This is a genomic window from Aquabacterium sp. OR-4 (assembly GCF_025290835.2).
Taxonomy (GTDB): Bacteria; Pseudomonadota; Gammaproteobacteria; order Burkholderiales; family Burkholderiaceae_C; genus Pseudaquabacterium.
In genome coordinates this window covers 602,188-622,866 of the sequence record NZ_JAOCQD020000002.1, presented here as the reverse complement: position 1 = coordinate 622,866, position 20,679 = coordinate 602,188, and the positions used below count along the sequence as shown (strand labels likewise).

Below are 20,679 nucleotides of genomic sequence, written 5' to 3'. Positions count from 1 at the left end.
GGGGATACGGGCTCAGGGCACAGGCGCCGCTTCAAGGCCGGCGGCGCGTCGGCAGGTGCTGGTTCAGCGTGTAGGGGCCGTCGGCCACCGGCTCGCCAAAGCGCGGCAGGCCGTCGGGGCCGGCCTCGAAGGCCTGCACACGGGTGTGGCGGTTGGGGTCGGACAGCGGGCTGCCCTGCAGCTCGCGGTAGTTGCGGGCGTGGTACACCAGCAGGTCGGTGATGCCGTCGGGCGTGGTGGTGAAGCTGTTGTGGCCGGGCCCGTACTGGCCGTTGGCCGAGGCAAACACCGGCTGCGGGCTCTTGTGCCAGGCGCTGGCGTCCAGCGGGTCGGCGCCGGCGTCGGCCCACAGCAGGCCCATGCAGTAGCGGTGGTCGGTGGCGCTGGCCGAATAGGCGATCACCAGGCGCTCGCCGCGCTGCCACACGGCCGGGCCTTCGTTGACCAGAAAGCCCTCGCATTCCCACGGCAGCTCGGGGCTGCTGAGCAGCACCGGCGCGCTGGCCAGCGTCCAGGCGTTGGCCAGGCGGGCGATGTAGAGGTTGGTGTTGCCGGCAATGGCCGGATCCTTCTGCGCCCACAGCAGGTAGCGCACGCCGCGGTGGGCAAAGCTGGTGGCATCGAGCGCAAAGCTGTCGATCGGCGTGGCGATGCGGCCGCGCTCGATCCATTCGCCCTGCAGCGGATCGGCATGGGCATTGGTCAGCACATGCATGCGCAGCTTCCAGATGTCGTCGCGCTCGCTGGCGGCGAAGTAGATCACCCACTGGCCGTCGATGTGGTGCAGCTCGGGCGCCCACACATGCCAGCTGGCCGGGCCGCTTTCGTGCTTGCGCCACACCACGCTCGGCGGCGCCGTGGCCAGGCCGCCGATGTGGGCGGCGCTGCGCAGCTCGATGGCGTCGTAGCTGGGCACCGAGGCCGTGAACCAGTAGCGGCTGCCGTGCAGGCCGATGTGCGGGTCGGCCCGCTGCGGCACCAGCGGGTGCTGCCAGTCGGCAGCGGCGGCGGCGGTGGCGGTTGCGGCGTCGGTGCTGGGTGCGGTGGTGCAGGCGGTCATCGTGGCGAGCGGCGGAGTCAACAGCGGTGTGAGCGGCAGGCAAAGCGCTGCCCTGACCACCCGGCGTCGTGCAAGGCGCGGGTGGTGGGTCTGGGGGGATTTGGCGGAAGCTGCCGTTCGGGCCCGGCCGGCCACGCTCAGGCGGTGATCGGCGGGGCGCTGCTGGCAGCGCGCCCGGCCGACCGGGTGACGATCACGTTCCACGAGGCCGGCGGCAGCGTGGCGCGCAGGGCCTCGCCGTCGAGCTGCACGCCGTCCAGCGACTGCGGGGCCACGTTGGCCGGGGCGCTGGCGGTGTTGATGGCCTCCAGGTTGGCGTGGTGCAGCGTCAGCGATTCGACCAGCAGCCGATCAGCCCCCAGGCCACGCAGGGCCACCTGCAGGTCCATCGGCTCGCTGAGGTGGCGGTTCAGCACGAACAGCGCCGTGGTGCCGGTCTCGGCATCGTCGACCACGCTGGCCACCAGGTAGGGCAGCTCGCCCAGCGTGGCGTGGGCATAGCCGGGCGAGCGCAGCACCGGCTTGAGCACCGTGCCGCGGCCCCATTTGGCGGCCTGGGCAAAGGGGTGGAAGATGGTCTGGCGCCAGGCGGCGCCGCCGGGCTCGGTCATGATCGGGCCGATCACGTTGACCAGCTGGGCCATGCAGGCGATCTTCACGCGGTCGGCATGGTTGATCAGCGTGGTGAGCACGCCGCCGACCAGCAGCGCGTCTTCCATCGTGTACACCTCTTCCAGCAGGCGCGGCGCCACCGGCCAGCCCGTGGGGCGCAGGTGCTCGCCGTGGCGGGCGCGGTACCACACGTTCCACTCGTCGAACGAGAGGTGGATGCGCTTGGCGCTGTGCTTGCGCGCGGCCACGGCATCGGCCACGGCCACGATCTCCTCGATGAACTGGCCGGTGGTTTCGACCTGGGCCAGGTACTCGCCGGTGCTGCGGTAGTCGGCCGCCTCGGTGGAGGCGCGGGCCATGGCCGCGTGGTTGTTGTACTTGCTGAAGTAGGTGTGCAGCGAGATGTAGTCGGCCACCTCGAAGCAGTGCTCCAGCACGGTTTCTTCCCAGTGGCCGTAGGTGGGCATGTCGTGGGCCGAGCTGCCGCAGGCGGCCAGCTCGATGGTCGGGTCGACCATCTTCATCAGCTTGCCGGTCTCGAGCGCGATGCGGCCGTACTCCTCGGCCGTCTTGCGGCAGATCTGCCAGGGGCCGTCCATCTCATTGCCCAGGCACCACAGCTTCACGTCGTGCGGCTGGGCATAGCCGTGCGCCTGGCGCTGCTGGCTCAGCGTGGTGCCGCCGGGGTGGTTGCAGTACTCGATGTAGTGGCGCGCCTCGTCGGGGCCGCGGGTGCCCAGGTTGACGCCGTACATCGGCGAGATGCCCACCTTGCGGCACCAGTCGACGAACTCGTTGGTGCCGACCTGGTTGGTCTCGGTGCTGAACCAGGCCAGGTCGAGCCGGGTGGGGCGCTGGTCCTTGGGGCCGACGCCGTCTTCCCAGTTGTAGCCCGACATGAAGTTGCCGCCGGGGTAGCGCACGATGGTGGCGCCCAGCTCGCGGGTGAGCTCGATCACGTCCTGCCGGAAGCCCTGCTCGTCGGCGCTGGGGTGGCCGGGCTCGTAGATGCCGGTGTAGACGCAGCGGCCCATGTGCTCGACGAACACGCCGAACACGCGGCGGTCGAGCGGGGCAATGGCGAAGTCGCGGTCGACGGTGAGGGAGGCTTGGAACATCGGTGGTGCTTGGTTGGGGAGCTAATGGGTTGGGTCAGCGTTCTGTCTGGGTCAGCGTCCGGTGCCGGGGCGGCGGGCCGCCGGCTCAGCGCCGCGCCTTGCGCAGCGCCACGTTGACGCGCTTCTCGATGCTGGTGATCACCTGCTCGAGCGGCTTGCCGGCGATGATCAGGTTGGTGATCTCCTCGCCGATCAGGTTTTCGACGGTGCGCTGCACCGGCACCTCGGGCGGCAGGCCCTGGCCGTTGCGGGTGATCGACAGCAGACCGTCGCGAAACGGCAGGCTGGTGAAGGCCGGGCTGGCGGCCTGGGCGCGGCTGGTGGGCAGGTGGCCGGTGCGGGCCCAGGCCACGTCGTTGTCATAGAGAAACTTGAGCAGCTTGAACGCCGCGCGGCGCTGGCGCTCGTCCTGGTTGCCGTGGCGCATCAGCACCCAGGCATGGCCGTCGGCAAACAGCGCCGGCTTGGCATACAGCTGCGGAAAGGGCAGCACGTGGTAGCCCTTGTGCAGCGGCGAGTCGGCCTTCTCGGCCTCGGCCATGAACTGGTCGATGGTCCAGGTGCCCACCACGATGGTGCCGGCCTCGCCATTGAGCCAGGCGCGGTTGGCGCCGCCGTAGTCGGCATTGCGCTTGATGTGGCCTTCGTCGTACAGGCGCTTCATCAGCGCGAAGGCGGTGCGCGCCTCGGGGCCGCTGACCGAGATGCTGCGCCCGTCGGCCCCGAACAGCTGGCCGCCCTGCTGGTAGACGAGGGTGAGAAAGGTGCGCGTGTGGGCCACCGTCTCGTTGGCCACCGCCCACGCGAAGTAGGGCTTGCCGGTGGCCTGTTTGAAGCGCTGGGCCTGGGCCAGCAGCTCGTCGGGGTTGCGCGGCAGCAGCGGCTTGCCGTCGGCCTGCACCAGGCCGGCCTTGCGCATCAGGTTCAGGTTGATGTGCCACAGCCACGACCAGGTGTCGAAGGGCAGCGCATAGGTCTGGCCGGCCACTGTGACGCCGCGGTGGGCGTGCTCGGTGAAGTCGGCCACGTCCACGCCTTCGGCGCGCAGGCCTTCGTCCAGCGGCAGCACCAGCTTGCGGCGCACGTAGTCGCCCAGCAGCGATTCGTGCATCACCGAGAGGGTGGGCGCGTCCTTGGCCACCAGGCGGGCGTTGAGCTGGTCGTAGTAGGGCCCCCATTCGGTGACCTGGGTCTTGACCACGATGCCATCGGGATTGGTGGCGTTGAAGCGGTTGACCAGCGCGGTGACGATGCCGCACTCGCCGCTGGCCTGGCGCGCATCGGTGGTGCGGCCGTACTTGGCCTCGCAGCTGCCGAAAAAGCGCATCAGCGTGATCTCGGTGCCCTTCAGCGAGGGCGCGGCCGGGGCCGGCGTGGCCAGTGCAGTAGGCAGCGAGGCGGCGGCCACCAGGGCGGCGGCGGCCAGCAGGTTGCGGCGGTGGAAGGGGCGCAGGATGTTCATCGTGACGGCCCGCTCAATGCCGGCCCGTGCCGGCCACGGCGGTGACCAGGTACTTCTGGAAGAAGGCGTAGACCAGCAGCACCGGCAGCGCGGCGAACACCGCCTGCGCCATCAGAAAGCCCAGGCCCTCGGATTGCGCGTAGTTCGACTGCATCGAGGCCAGGCCGCGGGTCAGCGTGTATATCTCGGGCTTGGTGGCGATGACCAGCGGCCACACATAGTCGTTCCACGAGCCCAGGAAGGTGAAGATGCCCAGCGTGGCCTGCGCCGGCAGCGTGAGCGGCAGCGTGACCCGCCAGAACACCTTGAAGCGGCTGGCGTTGTCGAGCAGCGCGGCCTCTTCCAGCTCGGTGGGGATGGCGCGGAAGTACTGCGTCATCAGGTACACGCCAAACGGCCCGGCCAGGCCCGGCAGGATCAGGCCGGCATGGGTGTTCTGCAGATCGAGCGCCGACATCAGCCGGTGCAGCGGGATGAAGATGGCCTGGCCGGGCACCGCCAGGCCGATCAGCACCAGCGCATACAGCCAGCGCCGGCCCGGGAACTCGGTGCGCGCAAAGCCGTAGCCGGCCAGGCTGCTGAGCACCAGCACGCCGGCGGTCTGCACCAGCGAGACGATGGCGCTGTTGGCCAGCCAGCGAAACACCAGCGAGGCCTGCAGGATGTCGCCAAAGTTCTCCAGCGTGTAGGGCGGGCCGAGAAACACGTCGGCGCGCGACATCAGCAGCTCGTTGGGCTTGAACGAGAGCGCCAGCACCCACACCATGGGCGCCAGCCACAGCAGGGCCAGGGCCATCACGCCCCACAGCACCAGGCGGTCGGCCAGCGGCCGTTGTTGCAGCGCGGCCATCTCAGCGGCCTCCCTTCGGCGCCCGTTCCAGCCACAGCTGCAGCGAGACGCCGGCCAGCATGGCCACCAGCAGCACCTGGGTGGCGGCCGAGGCATAGCCCAGCGTCAGCGCCACGAAGCCCTGCTCGTAGATGAACTGCACGATCGGCCGGGTGCTGTTGCTGGGCCCGCCGGCGGTGAGCAGCATGACCTGCGGAAACACCTGGATCTGGCGCAGGATCTCGATCACCACCACCAGCACCACGGTGCGGCGCAGGCTGGGCAGGGTGATGCGCCAGAAGGTGCGCCAGCGGCCGGCGTTGTCGAGCGCGGCGGCTTCGTACAGCTCGTGCGGGATCTGCTGCAGCGCCGAGAGAAACAGCATCATCGGCAGGCCGATGACCCACCAGGTGGTCACGAAGGCCAGGCTGGGCATGGCCGTGCCTTGCGTGGTGAGCAGCGCCAGATCGTGGATGCCGATGGCCGCGGCCATCTGCGAGATCAGGCCGCGGTCGGGCATCATCGCCAGCATCCACACCAGTGACACCACGCTCACCGACAGCACCGAGGCGCCGAAGAACAGCGCGCGCAGACCGGTGTAGAGCCGGCCCGGACGGTTGAGCGCCAGCGCCAGGCCCAGGCCCAGCAGCACGCAGGCCGGCACCGTGAAGCCCACGAAGCGCAGGGTGTTGACCAGTACCTGGTGGAAGATGTCGTCGTCGAGCAGGTTGCGGAAGTTCTCCAGCCCGATGAAGTGGCTGTCGTCGGCCAGCAGGTCGTGGTCGTGGAAGCTGATGTAGATGCCGTGCAGCAGCGGCCAGGTGACCAGCAGCACGTGCGCGGCCAGAAAGGGCAGGACAAACAGCGCATTGCTGGCCTGGCTGCGGCGCACGCCGGCCTGCGTGGCGCTGGCCGGGTGCGCGCTGTCGGCGGCAGTGGCGGAGAGGGTGGCGGAGGCGCTCATGGCGTGGCGGGCGGGTCGGGCGGCGCGGCGTCAGGCCAGGCGGGCGCGGGGCAGCGCGATCACCGCGGCGGCGTCGCCCTCGGCGCTGGCCAGCGGCGCGGCGTGGCCGCGGCCCCGGGCGTCAAAGAGCTGCAGCTCGCCCAGCTGCGCGGCCAGGCCCACGGCCTCGCCGCGCTGCGGCTGGGCGCCGGCGGCGGTGGCGATCACCAGGCTGCCATCGGCCAGCGCCACGTGCACCAGGGTGCGCTCGCCGAGAAACTCGACCAGCTCCACGCGGCCGCTGAGCGTGCCGCGCGCGCCGGGCTCGGCCAGCACCAGGTTCTCGGGGCGCACGCCCAGGCACAGGTCCTGCCCGGTTAGCTGGTGGCCGGGCACGCGGGTGGCCAGGCGCTGGCCACCGGCAGCGACCACCTGGCACAGGCCCTGGGCGTCGTCTTCGAGGCGCTGCACGTTCAGCAGGTTCATGCCCGGCGTGCCGATGAAGCTGGCCACGAAGCGCGTGGCCGGGCGGCGGTAGATCTCGGCCGGCGTGCCCACCTGCTCGATGGCGCCCTTGTTCATCACCACGATGCGGGTGGCCAGGGTCATGGCCTCGAGCTGGTCGTGCGTGACGAAGACCATCGTGGCGCCCAGGCGCTGGTGCAGGCGCGCCAGCTCCACCCGGGTGCGGCCGCGCAGCGCGGCGTCCAGGTTGGACAACGGCTCGTCGAACAGGAACAGCGCCGGCTCCTTGACCACCGCGCGGCCGATGGCCACGCGCTGGCGCTGGCCGCCCGAGAGCTGGTCGGGCTTGCGCTGCAGCAGGGCGTCGAGCTCGAGCATGCGCGCGGCCTCGGCCACGCGGCGCGTGATCTCGGCTTCGGCCAGGCCCACGTTGCGCAGGCCGAAGTCGAGGTTGTCGCGCACCGTCATGTGCGGGTACAGCGCGTAGTGCTGGAACACCATCGCCAGCTTGCGCTGGCCGGGGGCGAGGTGGGTCACGTCCTCGCCGCCGATCAGCACGCGGCCGCGGGTCACCGATTCGAGCCCGGCCACCATGCGCAGCAGGCTGGTCTTGCCGCAGCCCGAGGGGCCGAGAAAGACGATGAACTCTCCCTGGCGCACGTCCAGCGACAGGTCGGCGATGACCTCGACCGCGCCGTAGCGCTTGCCGATCTGGTCCAGTTGCAGCGAACTCATGGCGGTTTGACTTCTTGTTCTCGGTGCGGCGTGCCGCTCAAGCCTGGGTGTAGGCGGTCTTCACCGTGGTGTAGAACTCGGCGGCATGGCGGCCCTGCTCGCGCGGGCCGTGGCTGCTGGCCTTGCGGCCGCCGAAGGGCACGTGGTAATCCACCCCCGCGGTGGGCAGGTTCACCATCACCATGCCGGCCTGGGCCTGGCGCTTGAAGTGCGTGGCGTGTTTCAGGCTGGTGGTGGCAATGCCGCTGGCCAGGCCGAAGGGCGTGTCGTTGGCCAGGGCCAGGGCTTCGTCGTAGTTTCTGGCGCGCATCACGCTGACCACCGGGCCGAAGATCTCTTCGCGGTTGATGCGCATGGCCGCCGTGGTGTCGGCAAACAGCGCCGGGCGCAGGTAGTGGCCGGGCGCCCCCGCGCCGCTGCTGGGCAGGGCCTGGCCACCGGCCACCAGGCGCGCGCCTTCGGCCTGGCCGATGGCGATGTACTCGAGGTCTTGCGCCAGCTGGCGCTCGTCGACCACCGGGCCGATGTCGGTGCCGGCCAGGCGCGCGTCGTCGACCTTCAGCGTGGCCATGCGCTCGGCCATGGCGGCCACGAAGCGGTCGTGGATGCCCTCGGTGACGATCACCCGGCTGCTGGCCGTGCAGCGCTGGCCGGTGCTGAAGAAGCCGCTGTTGATGGCGCAGTTGACGGCCACGCCCAGGTCGGCGTCGTCCAGCACCACGAAGGGGTTCTTGCCGCCCATCTCCAGCTGGTAGCGGGCGCCGCGCGCCACGCAGGCCTGGGCCACGCGCGCACCGGTGGCGGTGCTGCCGGTGAAGCTGATGCCGGCGATGCGGGCGTCGTCGAGCAGCACCTGGCCCACCTCCGAGCCGCGGCCCATCACCAGGTTGAACACGCCGGCCGGCACGCCCGCGCGGTGCAGGATCTCGGCCAGTGCCCAGGCGCTGCCGGGCACCAGATCGGCCGGCTTGAAGACCACGCAGTTGCCATGGGCCAGCGCCGGCGCGATCTTCCAGGCGGGAATCGCGATCGGAAAGTTCCAGGGCGTGATCAGGCCGACCACGCCGATGGCCTCGCGCGTGACCTCCACGCCCACGCCGGGGCGCACCGAGGGCATGGTTTCACCGCCCGGGCGCAGCGCCTCGCCGGCAAAGAACTTGAAGATGTTGCCGGCCCGCACCACCTCGCCGATGGCCTCGGGCAGGGTCTTGCCCTCTTCGCGCGCCAGCAGGTCGCCCAGCTCGTTGCGGCGCGCCAGGATCTCGCTGCCGGCGGCGTCCAGGATGTCGAAGCGCTGCTGCGGCGTGGAGAGGCTCCAGGCCGGGAAGGCGGCGCTGGCCGCGGCGATGGCGGCCTCGGTCTGGCTGCGGCTGGCCTGGGCGTATTCACCCACCAGGTCGCGCGTGTCGCTGGGGTTGATGTTGCGGCTGGCGCGCTCGCCGTCCAGCCATTGGCCGCCGATCAGGTTGGGCTTCATCGTCATCTCGTCGTGAAATTGGGCAAGGGCGGCGTGCTCAACGGCTCCAGCGCAGCACCAAGGGGTTCAGCGGCCGGGCCAGCGCCAGCAGCAGCTCGCGGGTGCCCGGGTGCATGGCCGGGAAGGGGTGGCGCGGCGCATCGCAGGCGATCACGCCGCCGGCCAGCATCAGCGCCTTGGCGGTCAGGATGCCGCCCTGGCGGTTCTCGTGGTTGATCAGCGGCAGCCAGCGGCCGTACTGGGCGGCGGCCTCGTCGTGGCGGCCGGCCTGCCAGGCGTCCATGATCTGGCGGATGCCGTCCGGGAAGCCGCCGCCGGTCATCGCGCCGGTGCAGCCGGCGTGCAGGTCTGCCAGCAGGGTGATGGCCTCCTCGCCGTCCCACGGGCCTTCGATGGCCTCGCCGCCGAGGGCGATCAGCTCGCGCAGCTTGTTGGCGGCGCCGGGCACCTCGATCTTGAAGTAGCGCACGTTCTCGGTGTCTTGCGCCAGGCGGGCCAGGAAGGCGGCCGACATCGGCGTGCCGGCCATCGGCGCGTCCTGCACCATGATCGGGATGCGCAGCGCGTCAGACAGGCGGCGATAGAACTCGCCCACCGCGGCCTCGCCCACGCGCAGCGTGGCGCCGTGGTAGGGCGGCATGGCCATCACCATGGCCGCGCCGAGGGCCTGCGCGCGCTGGCTGCGGGCGATGCAGATGTCGGTGCTGAAGTGCGTGGTGGTCACGATCACCGGCACGCGGCCGGCCACGTGCTCCAGCATCACGCGGGCCAGCGTGTCGCGCTCGTCGTCGCTCAGCACGAACTGCTCGCTGAAGTTGGCCAGGATGCACAGGCCGGTGGAGCCGGCGTCGATCATGAAGTCGAGCACGCGCTTCTGGCTGTCCAGATCCAGCGTGCCGTCGGCATGAAAGCTGGTGGGCACCACCGGAAACACGCCGCGGTAGCGGGGGTTGCTGCGGGTTGCGGTCATCTCGGGGTCTTGCGGCAAGGGGTGGACAAGGGGGCTCAGTGCGAGTGGCGCGGCACCGGGGCGCCGCGGCAGCCGACCAGGAAGTCGAAGTCGCAGCCCTGGTCGGCCTGCAGCACATGGCCCACGTACAGGCTGCGGTAGCCGCTGGCATCGGCGGCGTCGGGCTGCTGCTGCGCGGCCCACTCGGCCAGGCGGCGGGCCATCTCCTCGTCAGAGATGTCCAGGTGCAGGCGGCCGGTGTCGGCGTCGAGCTCGATCCAGTCGCCGTCGCGCACCACGGCCAGCGGGCCGCCGGCGCGCGCCTCGGGCGCCACATGCAGCACCACCGTGCCGTAGGCGGTGCCGCTCATGCGGGCGTCGCTGATGCGCACCATGTCGGTCACGCCCTGGGCCAGGATCTTGGGCGGCAGGCCCATGTTGCCCACCTCGGCCATGCCGGGGTAGCCCTTGGGGCCGCAGTTCTTCATCACCAGCACGCTGTCGGGCGTGACCGGCAGCTCGGGGTCGTCGATGCGCTTCTTGTAGTGGTCGAAGTCCTCGAACACCACCGCCGGGCCGCGGTGCCTGAGCAGGTGGGCACTGGCCGCCGAGGGCTTGAGCACCGCGCCGCGTGGCGCCAGGTTGCCGCGCAGGATGCGCAGGCTGCCGTCGGCCACCAGCGGCTTGCTGAGCGGGCGGATCACCTCGTCGTCGTGGATCTCGGCGTCGTGCACGTTCTGCCACACGGTGCGGCCGTTGGCAGTGAGCGCCTGCGGATGCGGCAGCAGGCCGGCCTCGCCCAGGCGGCGCAGCACCGCCGGCAGGCCACCGGCGTAGTAGAACTCCTCCATCAGGAAGCGGCCCGAGGGCTGCAGGTCGACGATGGTGGGCGTGCCGCGGCCCACGCTGGTCCAGTCGTCCAGGCCCAGGTCGACGCCGATGCGTCCGGCAATCGCCTTCAGGTGGATCACCGCGTTGGTGCTGCCGCCGATGGCGGCGATGGCGCGGATGGCGTTCTCGAAGGCCTCGCGGGTGAGCAGCTTGGCCAGCGTGAGGTCTTCGGCCACCATCTCGACGATGCGCATGCCGCTCAGGTGGGCCAGCACCTTGCGGCGCGCGTCCACCGCCGGAATGGCCGCGTTGTGCGGCAGCGAGGTGCCCAGCGCCTCGGCCATGCAGGCCATGGTGCTGGCCGTGCCCATGGTGTTGCAGGTGCCGGCGCTGCGCGACATGCCGGCCTCGGCGGCCATGAACTCGTTCATGCTGATGGTGCCGGCCTTGACCTGCTCATGCAGCTGCCACACCACCGTGCCCGAGCCGATGTCCTTGCCCTTGTGCTTGCCGTTGAGCATGGGCCCGCCGGTCACCACGATGGCCGGCAGGTTGCAGCTGGCCGCGCCCATCAGCAGCGCCGGGGTGGTCTTGTCGCATCCCACCATCAGCACCACGGCGTCGATGGGGTTGCCGCGGATGGCTTCCTCCACGTCCATGCTGGCCAGGTTGCGGGTGAACATGGCGGTGGGCCGCAGATTGCTCTCGCCGTTGCTGAACACCGGAAACTCCACCGGGTAGCCACCGGCCTCGATCACGCCGCGCTTGACGCTCTCGGCCAGCTCGCGGAAGTGGGCGTTGCAGGGCGTCAGCTCGCTCCAGGTGTTGCAGATGCCGATGATGGGCTTGCCCTGGAACACATGGTCGGGGATGCCCTGGTTCTTCATCCAGCTGCGGTACATGAAGCCGTTCTTGTCGGCGGTGCCGAACCAGGCGGCGGAGCGGAGGGGTTTCTTGGGCGGCAGGCTCATGGGCAGGGGATCTCGTGTTGGACTGAATTAAAGTATGACTAATCGATGTTTTGCATGAGGGACTACCCGAATAGTATGACTTCATTGCCTTTAATAGTCAGACTACTTATCATCAGCGCTCGCGGCCAATGCAGCCCGAGAACAGCCCGTACGGAGACATGCGCATGAGTTCAACACCTGCCACGGCCCACGCCAGCGCGGCCGCCCCGCCTGCTGCGGCCTATGCCCGCCACCCCAGCCTGCAGGGCCGCTGCGTGTTCATCAGCGGCGGCGCCACCGGCATTGGCGAGTGCCTGGTCGAGCAGTTCATGGCCCAGGGCGCGCGCGTGGGCTTTTGCGACATCGCGCTCGACGCCGGCCAGGCCCTGGTGCAGCGCCTGGCCGGGCAGGCCGCCCAGCGCGGCGGGGCCGGCCTGAACGGGCCGCTCACCACGCCGCTGTTCGTGCCCTGCGACATCACCGACGTGACCGCGCTGCGCGCCGCCATCGCCCAGGTGCGCGAGGCCTTCGGCCCGGTGCTGGCGCTGCTGAACAACGCCGCCAACGACCGCCGCCACACCATCGACGAGGTCACGCCCGAGTTCTGGGACAGCGCGGTGGCGGTGAACATGCGGCACGCGTTTTTTGCCGCCCAGGCGGTGGCGCCCGACATGCGCGCGGCGCACGCCGGCAGCATCATCAACTTCGGCTCGGTGAGCTGGATGCTGCGCCAGGGCGATCTGGCGGCCTACGCCTCGTCCAAGGCCGCGATGCAGGGCCTGACGCGCACGCTGGCGCGCGACCTGGGCACGCACGGCATCCGCGTCAACACCCTGGTGCCGGGCTGGACCATGACCGACAAGCAGCGCCGCCTGTGGGTGACCGCCGAGACCGAGCACGAGATCCGCCGCAACCAGTGCATCGGCGAGCCGGTGCTGCCCGAGCACATCGCCCACATGGCGCTGTTTCTGGCCGCCGACGACAGCCGCATGTGCACCGCGCAGACCTTCGTCGTCGACGGTGGCTGGGTGTGATGGCTCGCCGCCGAAGCGGCTTCGCCGCCTCGCCCTCGAGGGGGCGCCGCCCACGGCCCGGCAGAGCCGGTTCCGCGGCGGCCGCTGGGTTGGCCGGCACCGAACCACTGAACACGCTGCGATGGTCGTCACCCGCCGCCAGATGATGTCCGCGCCGCTGCTGGGTGCCGGGCTGGGCCTGGCCGCGCCCGCTGCTGCTGCGGCTTCTGCTGCGGCGGCGCCAGGCGGCGGCGCGCGCCTGTTGCCGCTGCAGGCCGTGCGCCTGCAGGGCGGGGTGCTGGGCGAGGCGCAGCAGCGCAACATCGCCTACCTGCTGGCGCTTGATCCGCAGCGGCTGCTGGCGCCGTTTCGGCGCAGCGCCGGCCTGGCCACCGCGGCCGGCTACGGCAGCTGGGAGTCCACCGGCCTGGACGGCCACATGGCCGGCCATGTGCTCAGCGCGCTGGCCCTGTCGTGGGCCGCCACCAGCGACCCGCGCCTGCAGGCGCGGCTGCGCCAGATGCTCGACGGCCTGGCCGAATGCCAGCAGGCGGTGGCCGGCGATGCGCTGATGGCCGGCTACCTGGGCGGCATTCCGGACGGCCGTGCGGCCTGGGCGGCGCTGGCACGTGGCGAGGTGCAGGCCGACAGCTTTCAACTCAATGGCCGCTGGGTGCCCTGGTACAACCTGCACAAGACCCTGGCCGGCCTGCGCGACGCCTGGCTGCAGGCCGGTGAGTCACGCGCCCAGGCCCTGCTGATGCCGCTGGTGGCCTGGGTGGCGCGCATCACCGCGCAGCTCAGCCAGGCGCAGATGCAGGCCATGCTGCGCACCGAGCACGGCGGCATGGCCGAGGTGCTGGCCGACGTGGCCGCCGCCACCGGCGATGCCCGCATCCGCGCGCTGGCCATCGGCTTTGTCGACCGCAGCCTGCTGCTGCCGCTGGCCGCCGGTGAAGACCGGCTCACCGGCCTGCATGCCAACACCCAGCTGCCCAAGGTGCTGGCCTACCAGCGCCTGGGCGAGCTGGGCGCGCTGCCCGAGGGCGAGGCCGCGGCGCGCTTCTTTTGGCAGCGCGTGGTGCGCCACCGCAGCGTGGCCCTGGGCGGCCATGGCGTGCGCGAGCACTTTCACGACAGCGCCGACTTCTCGTCGCTGACCGAGGCGGTGGAAGGCCCCGAGAGCTGCAACAGCGTGAACATGCTGCTGCTCGACGCCATGCTGTGGCAGCGCGCGCCCTCGCGCGAGCCGATGGACCATGTCGAGCGCACGCTGTTCAACCATGTGCTGTCGGCCCAGCATCCGCGCACCGGCGGCCTGGTGTACTTCACGCCGCTGCGCCCGCACCACCACCGCGTGTACTCCACGGTGCACGAGGGCATGTGGTGCTGCGTGGGCACCGGCATCGAGGTGCACGGCCGCCACGGCGAGCTGATCTTCGGCCACGACGCCGACACGCTGTGGGTCAACCTGCAGGCCTCGGCCACGCTGCACGCGCCCGGGCTGGGCCTGCAGCTGCGCCAGCGCAGCGACTTTCCAGACCGCGCCCGCAGCAGCCTCGAGTGGCTGGCGCCCAGCCACCGCGCAGTGGCGCTGCGCTTGCCGGCCTGGGTGGCGCCGGGCGCCTGGTCGGTGCAGCGCAACGGCCGCGACCTGCCGGCCGCCCAGCGCCCGCTGGGGGCCGATGGCTATGTGCGTCTGGCCGGCCCCTGGCGCGCCGGCGACCGCATCACGCTGCAGCTGCGCATGCACACCTGGCTTGAAGGCCTGCCCGACGGCTCGGCCCAGCGCAGCGTGCTGCACGGCCCCATCCTGCTGGCCGCGCGCAGCGCGCCGGCGCTGGCCGGCTTTGCGGCGCTGGGCGGGCCGGCGCGCAGCCATGCGGCCGAGGCTGCGGCTGCGCACACCCCTGCGGCCGAGGCGTCAGCCGCAGGCGGCGACGCTCCCGGCACACCCGGCACACCCGGCACACCCGGCACACCCGGCGCTTCCAGCCCCTCCAGCGCCCCCGCCACGGCGGCCGCCACGGCCGAACCCCGGCACTTTGGCGACGACACCCGCATGGGCCACATCGCCCACGGCCCGCTGAGCCGGCCCGAGGCCACGCTGGTGCTGCGCGATCCGGCCCAGCTGCTGCGCGACATCTACCCGCTGCCCGGCCAGCCGCTGCACTTCACCACCCGTGCGCTGGCGCCGGCCGGGGCGCGGCGGGGCGCCCGGGCGGCGGTCACGCTGGAGCCGTTCTTCCGCCTGCACGAGGCCCGCTACCAGCTGCTGTGGCCGGTGCTCGACAGCGCCGAGCTCGAGCGCCGGCAGGCCGAGCGGCAGCGCCAGGCCGAGGCCCAGGCCGCGCTGGCCGCGCGCACCGTCGATGCCGTGGCCCCTGGCGAGCAGCAGCCCGAGGCCGACCATGCCTATGCCGCCGAGGGCGGCGACACCGGCCTGCACCTGGGCCGGCGCTGGCGCCATGCCAGCGCCTGGTTTGGCTACACGCTGCGCGATCCGCAGCGCCAGGCGCGCACGCTGCAGCTCACCCTGCACACCGGCGACGCCGGGCGCCAGTGGCGGCTTGAGCTCAACGGCCGGCCGCTGCCGCGTCCGCCGCTGCGCCCCGATGCGCCCGAGGCCTTCTACCTGCTGGATGTGCCGCTGCCGCCCGATGCCACCGACGCGCAGGGCCGCCTGGTGCTGCGCGTGATCGCCGAGCCCGGCTCGGTGGCCGGCGGCCTGTACGGCCTGCGCCTGCTGAAGTGAGCGCGCCGCCGCCGCCGCGGCCCGTGCCCCCGCCCACGCTGTGGCGCCTGGCCTGGCCGATCTTCACCGAGCACCTGCTGCATGTCAGCACCGGTGTGGTGGCCACGCTGATGGTGGGCCATCTGTCGGACGGCGCGGTGGGCGGCCTGGGCAGCGCCGGCCAGGTGCTGTGGCTGCTGATGATGGTGTTTGGCGCGCTGGCGGTGGGCGCCTCCACGGTCATCAGCCACCACCTGGGCCGCGGCGACACCGAGGGCGCACGGCGCCTGGCGCGGGGCGCGGTGGCCACCAGCCTGTGGCTGGGTGGCGCCATCGGCCTGGCGCTGCTGCCGGCCGCGCCCTGGCTGCTGCGCCTGGTGCAGCTGCCGCCGGGGCCGATGTCGCATGCCCTGCCGTATCTGCAGTGGATGGCGGCCACGCTGTTTCTCGAGTCGATGAACTTCGGCCTCTCGGCGGCGCTGCGTGCCCACGGCGCCACGCGCACCGTGATGGTGGTGATGGCGCTGCAGAACGCGGTCAATGCCGGCGGCATTGCGCTGGCCCTGCACGGCCCCTGGGCCGACTGGACGGCGCATGCCAGCGGCGTGGCCATCGCCGGTGCCGCCAGCCGCGCGGCGGCCTGCGCGGCGCTGTGGTGGGCGGCCTCGGGGCGCATCGGCCTGCGCCTGCGCTGGGCCGACCTGTGGGCCATCCGCGGCGACGACCTGCGCCGCCTGCTGGCCTTTGGCGTGCCGGCCACGCTGCAGAACGCCAGCTGGTTCGGTGCCTTCATGCTGGTCACCGCGCTCAGCGCGCGCATGGGCGAGGGCCCGCTGGCCACGCAGAACTACGTGATGCAGGTGGCCTCGCTGGTGATCCTGTTCTCGGCCGCGCTGTCACAGGCCAGCGAGCTGCGGGTGGGCCGGCTGGTGGGGGCCGGCCAGCGCCGCGCGGCGCGCGACGAGGTCTTGCGCAACCTGCGCCTGGCGCTGCCGCTGGCCACGCTGGCAGCGCTGGCCGGCGGTGTGCTGGGCCCGCGCGTTTTGGCGGCCTTCACCACCACGCCCGAGGTGCTGCACACCGGTGCGCTGCTGCTGTGGCTGGGCCTGCTGCTCGAGCCCGGCCGGGCCTTCAACCTGGTGCTGGGCGCCTCGCTGCGGGCCGCGGGCGATCTGCGTTATGCGCTGCGCCTGGGCCTGGTGTCGCACTGGCTGGTGATGGCCGGCGGCGGCTGGTTGCTGGGCACCCGCCTGGGCGGCGGGCTGCTGGGCCTGTGGTGCGCCTTCATCGTCGACGAATGGTTGCGCGGCCTGCTGCTGCTGCGCCGCTGGCACGGGCTGGGCTGGGTGCGTGCGGCCAGGCTCAGCGCGCGGCATTAGGCTTGGCACCCGCGCGGCGACCGCGCAGATGTTTCACGCAGGGCCATCACCGACCCTGCCACTTCCGGCGGGCTGCGGCCCGAGGTTTTTTTTGTCCAACTTGCCGATGACTGCCACCACCATCTCCTGCCGCGATGCCGGCACGCTGCCCGACGGCCGTGCCGTGGCGGCCTACACGCTGCAGCGCGGCGCGCTGTCGCTCACCGCCATCACGCTGGGCGGCATCGTCACCCGGCTCGAGGTGCCCGACCGCGCCGGCCGCGTGGCCAACGTGGTGCTGGGCTTTGATGCGCTGCAGGACTACGCCACGCGCAACCCGCACTTCGGCACCCTGACCGGGCGGCTGTGCAACCGCGTGGCCGGCGGCCGCTTCATGCTCGATGGCCAGGCGGTGCAGCTGAGCTGCAACGACGGCCCCAACAGCCTGCACGGCGGCCACCAGGGCTTTGGCCAGCGCCTGTGGCAGGCCGAGGTGGAGACCGGCGCGGCCGACGTGGGCGCCGTGCTGTGCCTGCGCTACCGCAGCCCGGCCGGCGAAGAAGGCTACCCCGGCGCGCTGCTGGCCGAGGTGCGCTACAGCCTGCCCGACGCCCACACCTGGGCGGTGGACTATGCCGCCACCACCGATGCGGCCACCGTGGTCAGCCTCACCCAGCATGCCTACTTCAACCTGGCCGGCGGCGGCAGCGCGCTGGGCCACCGGCTGCGCATCGCGGCCAGCCGCTACGACGCGGTGGACGCCACGCTGATTCCGCAGCAGGTGTGCGCGGTGGCGGGCACGCCCTTCGATCTGCGCCAGGGTGCCATCGTGGCCGATGGCCTGGCCGCCGGCGCCGCCGCGGGCGACGCGCAGATGGCGCTGGCCAGGGGCTACGACCACCACTGGCACCTGGACGCGCCGGCCGCGGCGGGCTCGCCCGAGCCGGTGGCGGCGGCCTGGCTGGCCGATCCGCTGAGCGGGCGCACGATGTGCCTGCTGACCACCGCACCGGGCCTGCAGTTCTACAGCGGCAACTTTCTCGATGGCAGCCTGCCGGCGCCGGGGGGCGGCCGCCATGCGCGCGGCAATGGCCTGTGCCTGGAGCCGCAGCACGCGCCCAATGCCATCAACCGGCCCGACATGCTGCAGCCGTTGCTGCGCCCGGGCCAGGTGTGGCGCAGCCGCACGCTCTACCGCTTTGGCACCGAGCCGGCGGCGGCACCCGGCGTGGCCGCGGCGACCGGCCCGCAGGCGGCCTGATGGCTTTCGCGCCGATCGAACGCCAGCGCCTGATGGTGGCGCGCGGCCTGGGCCCGCGCGTGCTCGAGCGGCTCGAGCAGGTGGGCCTGGATTCCCTCGACAAGCTGCGCGCCGTGGGGGCCGAGCAGGCGGTGGAGCGCATCTGCGCGCAGCAGGCCGGCACCGCCTGGCGCAACCGCCGCCGCGCGCTGGCGCAGGCATTGGCCGGCACGCTCGGGTAGCGGGGCAGCCGGCGCGCCGGCCGGCTGGATCGGCAAGCCGGCGTGCCGGCGCGGGATCAGCGCGTGGGCATGTGCGCGTCGGCGGCGTCCAGCACCGCTTCGGGCGCCTCGCCGTCCAGCGCGGTCTCGTGGCTCAGCTGGTGATCCAGGCGGTCGCTGTCCAGCTCGCCGCACCACTTGGCCACCACCAGCGTGGCCACGCCGTTGCCCACCAGATTGGTCAGCGCGCGGGCCTCGCTCATGAAGCGGTCGATGCCCAGGATCAGCGCCAGGCCGGCCACCGGCACATTGCCCACCGCGCTGAGCGTGGCCGCCAGCACGATGAAGCCCGAGCCGGTGACGCCGGCCGCGCCCTTGCTGGTGAGCAGCAGCACGGCCAGCAGCGTGAGCTGCTGGGTCAGCGTCATCGGCGTGTCGGTGGCCTGGGCGATGAACACCGCGGCCATGGTCAGGTAGATGCTGGTGCCGTCGAGGTTGAAGCTGTAGCCGGTGGGCACCACCAGGCCCACGGTGCTCTTGCCCGCGCCCAGGTTCTCCAGCTTGGCCATCATGCGCGGCAGCACGCTTTCGCTGCTGCTGGTGCCCAGCACGATCAACAGCTCTTCCTTGATGTACTTGATGAAGCGCCAGATCGAAAAGCCGTGCGCGCGGGCGATCAGGCCCAGCACGCCGAACACGAACACCAGGCAGGTGGCGTAGAAGGTGGCCATCAGCTGGCCCAGTTGGGCCAGCGAGCCCACGCCGTACTTGCCGATGGTGAAGGCCATCGCGCCAAAGGCACCGATCGGCGCCACCTTCATGATGAAGCCGACGATGCGAAACAGCACATGCGAGGTCTTCTCGATCAGGTCGAAGACCAGCGTGCCGCGGCCGCCAAAGGCATGCAGCGCAAAGCCGAACAGCACCGAGAACAGCAGCACCTGCAGGATGTCGCCCTTGGCGAAGGCATCGACCACGCTGCTGGGAATGACGTTGAGCAAAAACTCGGTGGTGCCGGTCATCTTGCCCGGCGCGGTGTAGGCGGCGATGGCCTTGGTGTCGAGCGTGGCGGCGTCGATGTGCATGCCGGCGCCCGGCTGCACCAGGTTGACGATCAGCAGGCCGATCACCAGTGCCAGCGTGCTGACGATCTCGAAGTACAGCAGCGCCAGACCGCCGGTCTTGCCCACCTTCTTCATGTCTTCCATGCCGGCGATGCCCACCACCACGGTGCAGAAGATGATCGGCGCGATGATCATCTTGATCAGCTTGATGAAGCCGTCGCCCAGCGGCTTCATCGCGGCGCCGGTGTCGGGCCAGAAGTGGCCCAGCAGCACGCCGGCGGCAATGGCCGCCAGCACCTGGGCATACAGCGAGCGGTAGAAGGGCGTGCGCGGGGCCGCGGCGGCAGGGGTGGGCAGGGGGACGGCGGTCATATAGGGTTTTCCACTACGGGCGCGCATGATGCGCGGCCGAAGAGGCCCTTGGCGTGCGTAGTTCCCACAGGCCGGCGCCGGCGCGGGCCGCTGCGCTCAGGGGCCGGCGCCGCTTTGTGCCGGGCGCTTGACCTGGATCAGACCGCGACCATGCCCGCCAGCAGCGCCAGCACCTGCGCAGCCGTCTCGTCGGGCCGCTCCATCGGGTACAGGTGCGTGCCCTCGATCCAGGCCAGGCGCTCGCCGGCCAGGCGGCGGGCGGTGTCCAGCCCGCCCTGGCGCACCTCGCGCGAGCGCGTGCCGGCCACGAAGCCCAGCGGGCAGCGCAGCGGGTGGCGGCGCAGCAGGGTGCCCAGGTGGTGCGGCAAGGTGTTGTAGATGCGCGTTTCGATCTCGCGCGTGAAGGCCAGGGTGACGCCGCCATCGGCAGCGTCCACCAGGCCCTCGCTCAGGTAGTCGGCCAGCACGCCCGGCGCCCAGCGCGCGAACTTGCGCTTGGCCGCGTAGTGCGCAAACGCCGCCTCGCGGCTGGCCCAGGCGATGCGGCGCGACTGCGAGACCTTGCCGGGCGACACCCGCGGCATCAGCCGGCTGGCCTTGAGCACCTGCACGCTGTGCGCGCGCCAGCCGGTGACCACCGGCGAATCCAGCAGCACCAGGCCACGCACCCGATCGGGGTACTTGCAGGCCACCATCAGGCTCAGCAGCCCGCCCAGCGAGTGGCCCACCAGCCAGGCGCCGGCCGGCGCCTCGTGCAGCATGAAATCGGCCAGCTGGTCGCGCAGCCGGCCCCAGTTGCTGGCCACCGGGTAGGCCGGGTCGTGGCCCAGCAGCGGCGGTGCCACCACGCGCCAGCCGGCAGCGCGCCAGGCCTCGAACAGCTGGCGGTAGCTGCAGGCCGGAAAGCCGTTGGCATGGGCAAACACCAGGGTGGGGGTGTCGTGGGGGGCGTTGGACAGCGGCACGGGCGGGGGCAGGGACATGGCCGCCCATTGTCGCGGCAGGCCGCCGCGGCACTTTGGAGTGCGGCGTCCAGGCGCCCGGCCGGCCGCGGCGCTGCATTGGCTGGCAGATGTGGGATGGGCGTGCGCCGGCCGGCGCGTCAGCATGCGCGCTTCGCACCGGATGGCGCCTTGTGCATGGCGATCAACAACCCGGCGCTGCGGCGACCCGGGCCACCGACCGGCCTGGCCGGGCCGCTGCGGCGCCGTATCGGCCGCCGCAGCGGTGTCCAGATTCTTTCGAC

General features: G+C 71.7%; 16 protein-coding genes. 5 read left to right on the top strand and 11 right to left on the bottom strand.

Annotated features, from left to right (window positions below; all coding sequences use genetic code 11):
- Positions 1-31: 31 nt before the first annotated feature.
- From N4G63_RS15120 to N4G63_RS15080, 9 genes are all read right to left on the bottom strand, one after another.
- On the bottom strand, positions 32-1,060 hold the full coding sequence (locus N4G63_RS15120; RefSeq protein ID WP_260786285.1) for a glycoside hydrolase family 43 protein: 1,029 nt from the start codon (positions 1,058-1,060) through the stop codon (positions 32-34).
- 137 nt (positions 1,061-1,197) lie between these two features.
- Positions 1,198-2,790 carry an arabinosylfuranosidase ArfA gene (gene arfA, locus N4G63_RS15115; protein ID WP_314599889.1) on the bottom strand — a complete coding sequence of 531 codons (1,593 nt, stop codon included), beginning with the start codon at positions 2,788-2,790 and terminating at the stop codon, positions 1,198-1,200.
- Between the two features lie 85 nt (positions 2,791-2,875).
- Positions 2,876-4,252 carry an extracellular solute-binding protein gene (locus N4G63_RS15110; protein WP_260786282.1) on the bottom strand — a complete coding sequence of 459 codons (1,377 nt, stop codon included), beginning with the start codon at positions 4,250-4,252 and terminating at the stop codon, positions 2,876-2,878.
- A gap of 13 nt (positions 4,253-4,265) precedes the next feature.
- Positions 4,266-5,102, bottom strand: coding sequence for a carbohydrate ABC transporter permease (locus N4G63_RS15105; protein ID WP_314599888.1), 837 nt, complete (start codon positions 5,100-5,102; stop codon positions 4,266-4,268).
- A 1-nt stretch (position 5,103) separates the two neighbouring features.
- The gene (locus N4G63_RS15100) at positions 5,104-6,045 is read right to left on the bottom strand and encodes a carbohydrate ABC transporter permease (protein WP_314599887.1); all 942 of its coding nucleotides are present in this window, start codon (positions 6,043-6,045) and stop codon (positions 5,104-5,106) included.
- A 30-nt stretch (positions 6,046-6,075) separates the two neighbouring features.
- Positions 6,076-7,224 carry an ABC transporter ATP-binding protein gene (locus tag N4G63_RS15095; RefSeq protein WP_260786280.1) on the bottom strand — a complete coding sequence of 383 codons (1,149 nt, stop codon included), beginning with the start codon at positions 7,222-7,224 and terminating at the stop codon, positions 6,076-6,078.
- 37 nt (positions 7,225-7,261) lie between these two features.
- A complete protein-coding gene (locus tag N4G63_RS15090; protein ID WP_314599886.1) occupies positions 7,262-8,707 on the bottom strand; it encodes an aldehyde dehydrogenase family protein in 1,446 nt (481 codons plus the stop codon).
- Between the two features lie 31 nt (positions 8,708-8,738).
- Positions 8,739-9,671: a dihydrodipicolinate synthase family protein gene (locus N4G63_RS15085; protein ID WP_314599885.1), complete on the bottom strand. Its 933-nt coding sequence runs from the start codon at positions 9,669-9,671 to the stop codon at positions 8,739-8,741.
- Between the two features lie 35 nt (positions 9,672-9,706).
- Complete coding sequence (locus tag N4G63_RS15080) at positions 9,707-11,452, bottom strand: IlvD/Edd family dehydratase (protein ID WP_260786279.1); 1,746 nt, start codon at positions 11,450-11,452, stop codon at positions 9,707-9,709.
- A 164-nt stretch (positions 11,453-11,616) separates the two neighbouring features.
- On the opposite strand from N4G63_RS15080, the gene N4G63_RS15075 reads away from it, so the two are divergent.
- The 5 genes from N4G63_RS15075 (at position 11,617) to N4G63_RS15055 (ending at position 18,018) form a co-directional block, all read left to right on the top strand.
- Positions 11,617-12,465: an SDR family NAD(P)-dependent oxidoreductase gene (locus N4G63_RS15075; RefSeq protein ID WP_260786278.1), complete on the top strand. Its 849-nt coding sequence runs from the start codon at positions 11,617-11,619 to the stop codon at positions 12,463-12,465.
- Between the two features lie 121 nt (positions 12,466-12,586).
- On the top strand, positions 12,587-15,199 hold the full coding sequence (locus N4G63_RS15070; RefSeq protein WP_314599884.1) for a beta-L-arabinofuranosidase domain-containing protein: 2,613 nt from the start codon (positions 12,587-12,589) through the stop codon (positions 15,197-15,199).
- Positions 15,200-15,222: 23 nt separating this feature from the next.
- Positions 15,223-16,557: an MATE family efflux transporter gene (locus tag N4G63_RS15065; protein ID WP_260786276.1), complete on the top strand. Its 1,335-nt coding sequence runs from the start codon at positions 15,223-15,225 to the stop codon at positions 16,555-16,557.
- Positions 16,558-16,663: 106 nt separating this feature from the next.
- Positions 16,664-17,797 (top strand): aldose epimerase family protein, encoded by a 1,134-nt coding sequence (locus N4G63_RS15060; RefSeq protein ID WP_314599883.1) that lies wholly within the window; start codon positions 16,664-16,666, stop codon positions 17,795-17,797.
- Positions 17,797-18,018, top strand: a complete 222-nt coding sequence (locus tag N4G63_RS15055; RefSeq protein WP_314599882.1) for a hypothetical protein — start codon at positions 17,797-17,799, stop codon at positions 18,016-18,018. Before N4G63_RS15060 ends, N4G63_RS15055 begins: the two co-directional genes overlap by 1 nt.
- Before the next feature lie 56 nt (positions 18,019-18,074).
- On the opposite strand, the gene N4G63_RS15050 is transcribed toward N4G63_RS15055, so the two are convergent.
- Both N4G63_RS15050 and N4G63_RS15045 read right to left on the bottom strand, forming a co-directional pair.
- Positions 18,075-19,433 carry a dicarboxylate/amino acid:cation symporter gene (locus tag N4G63_RS15050; RefSeq protein ID WP_260786275.1) on the bottom strand — a complete coding sequence of 453 codons (1,359 nt, stop codon included), beginning with the start codon at positions 19,431-19,433 and terminating at the stop codon, positions 18,075-18,077.
- Positions 19,434-19,570: 137 nt separating this feature from the next.
- Positions 19,571-20,416 carry an alpha/beta fold hydrolase gene (locus N4G63_RS15045; RefSeq protein ID WP_260786274.1) on the bottom strand — a complete coding sequence of 282 codons (846 nt, stop codon included), beginning with the start codon at positions 20,414-20,416 and terminating at the stop codon, positions 19,571-19,573.
- Positions 20,417-20,679: the final 263 nt, after the last annotated feature.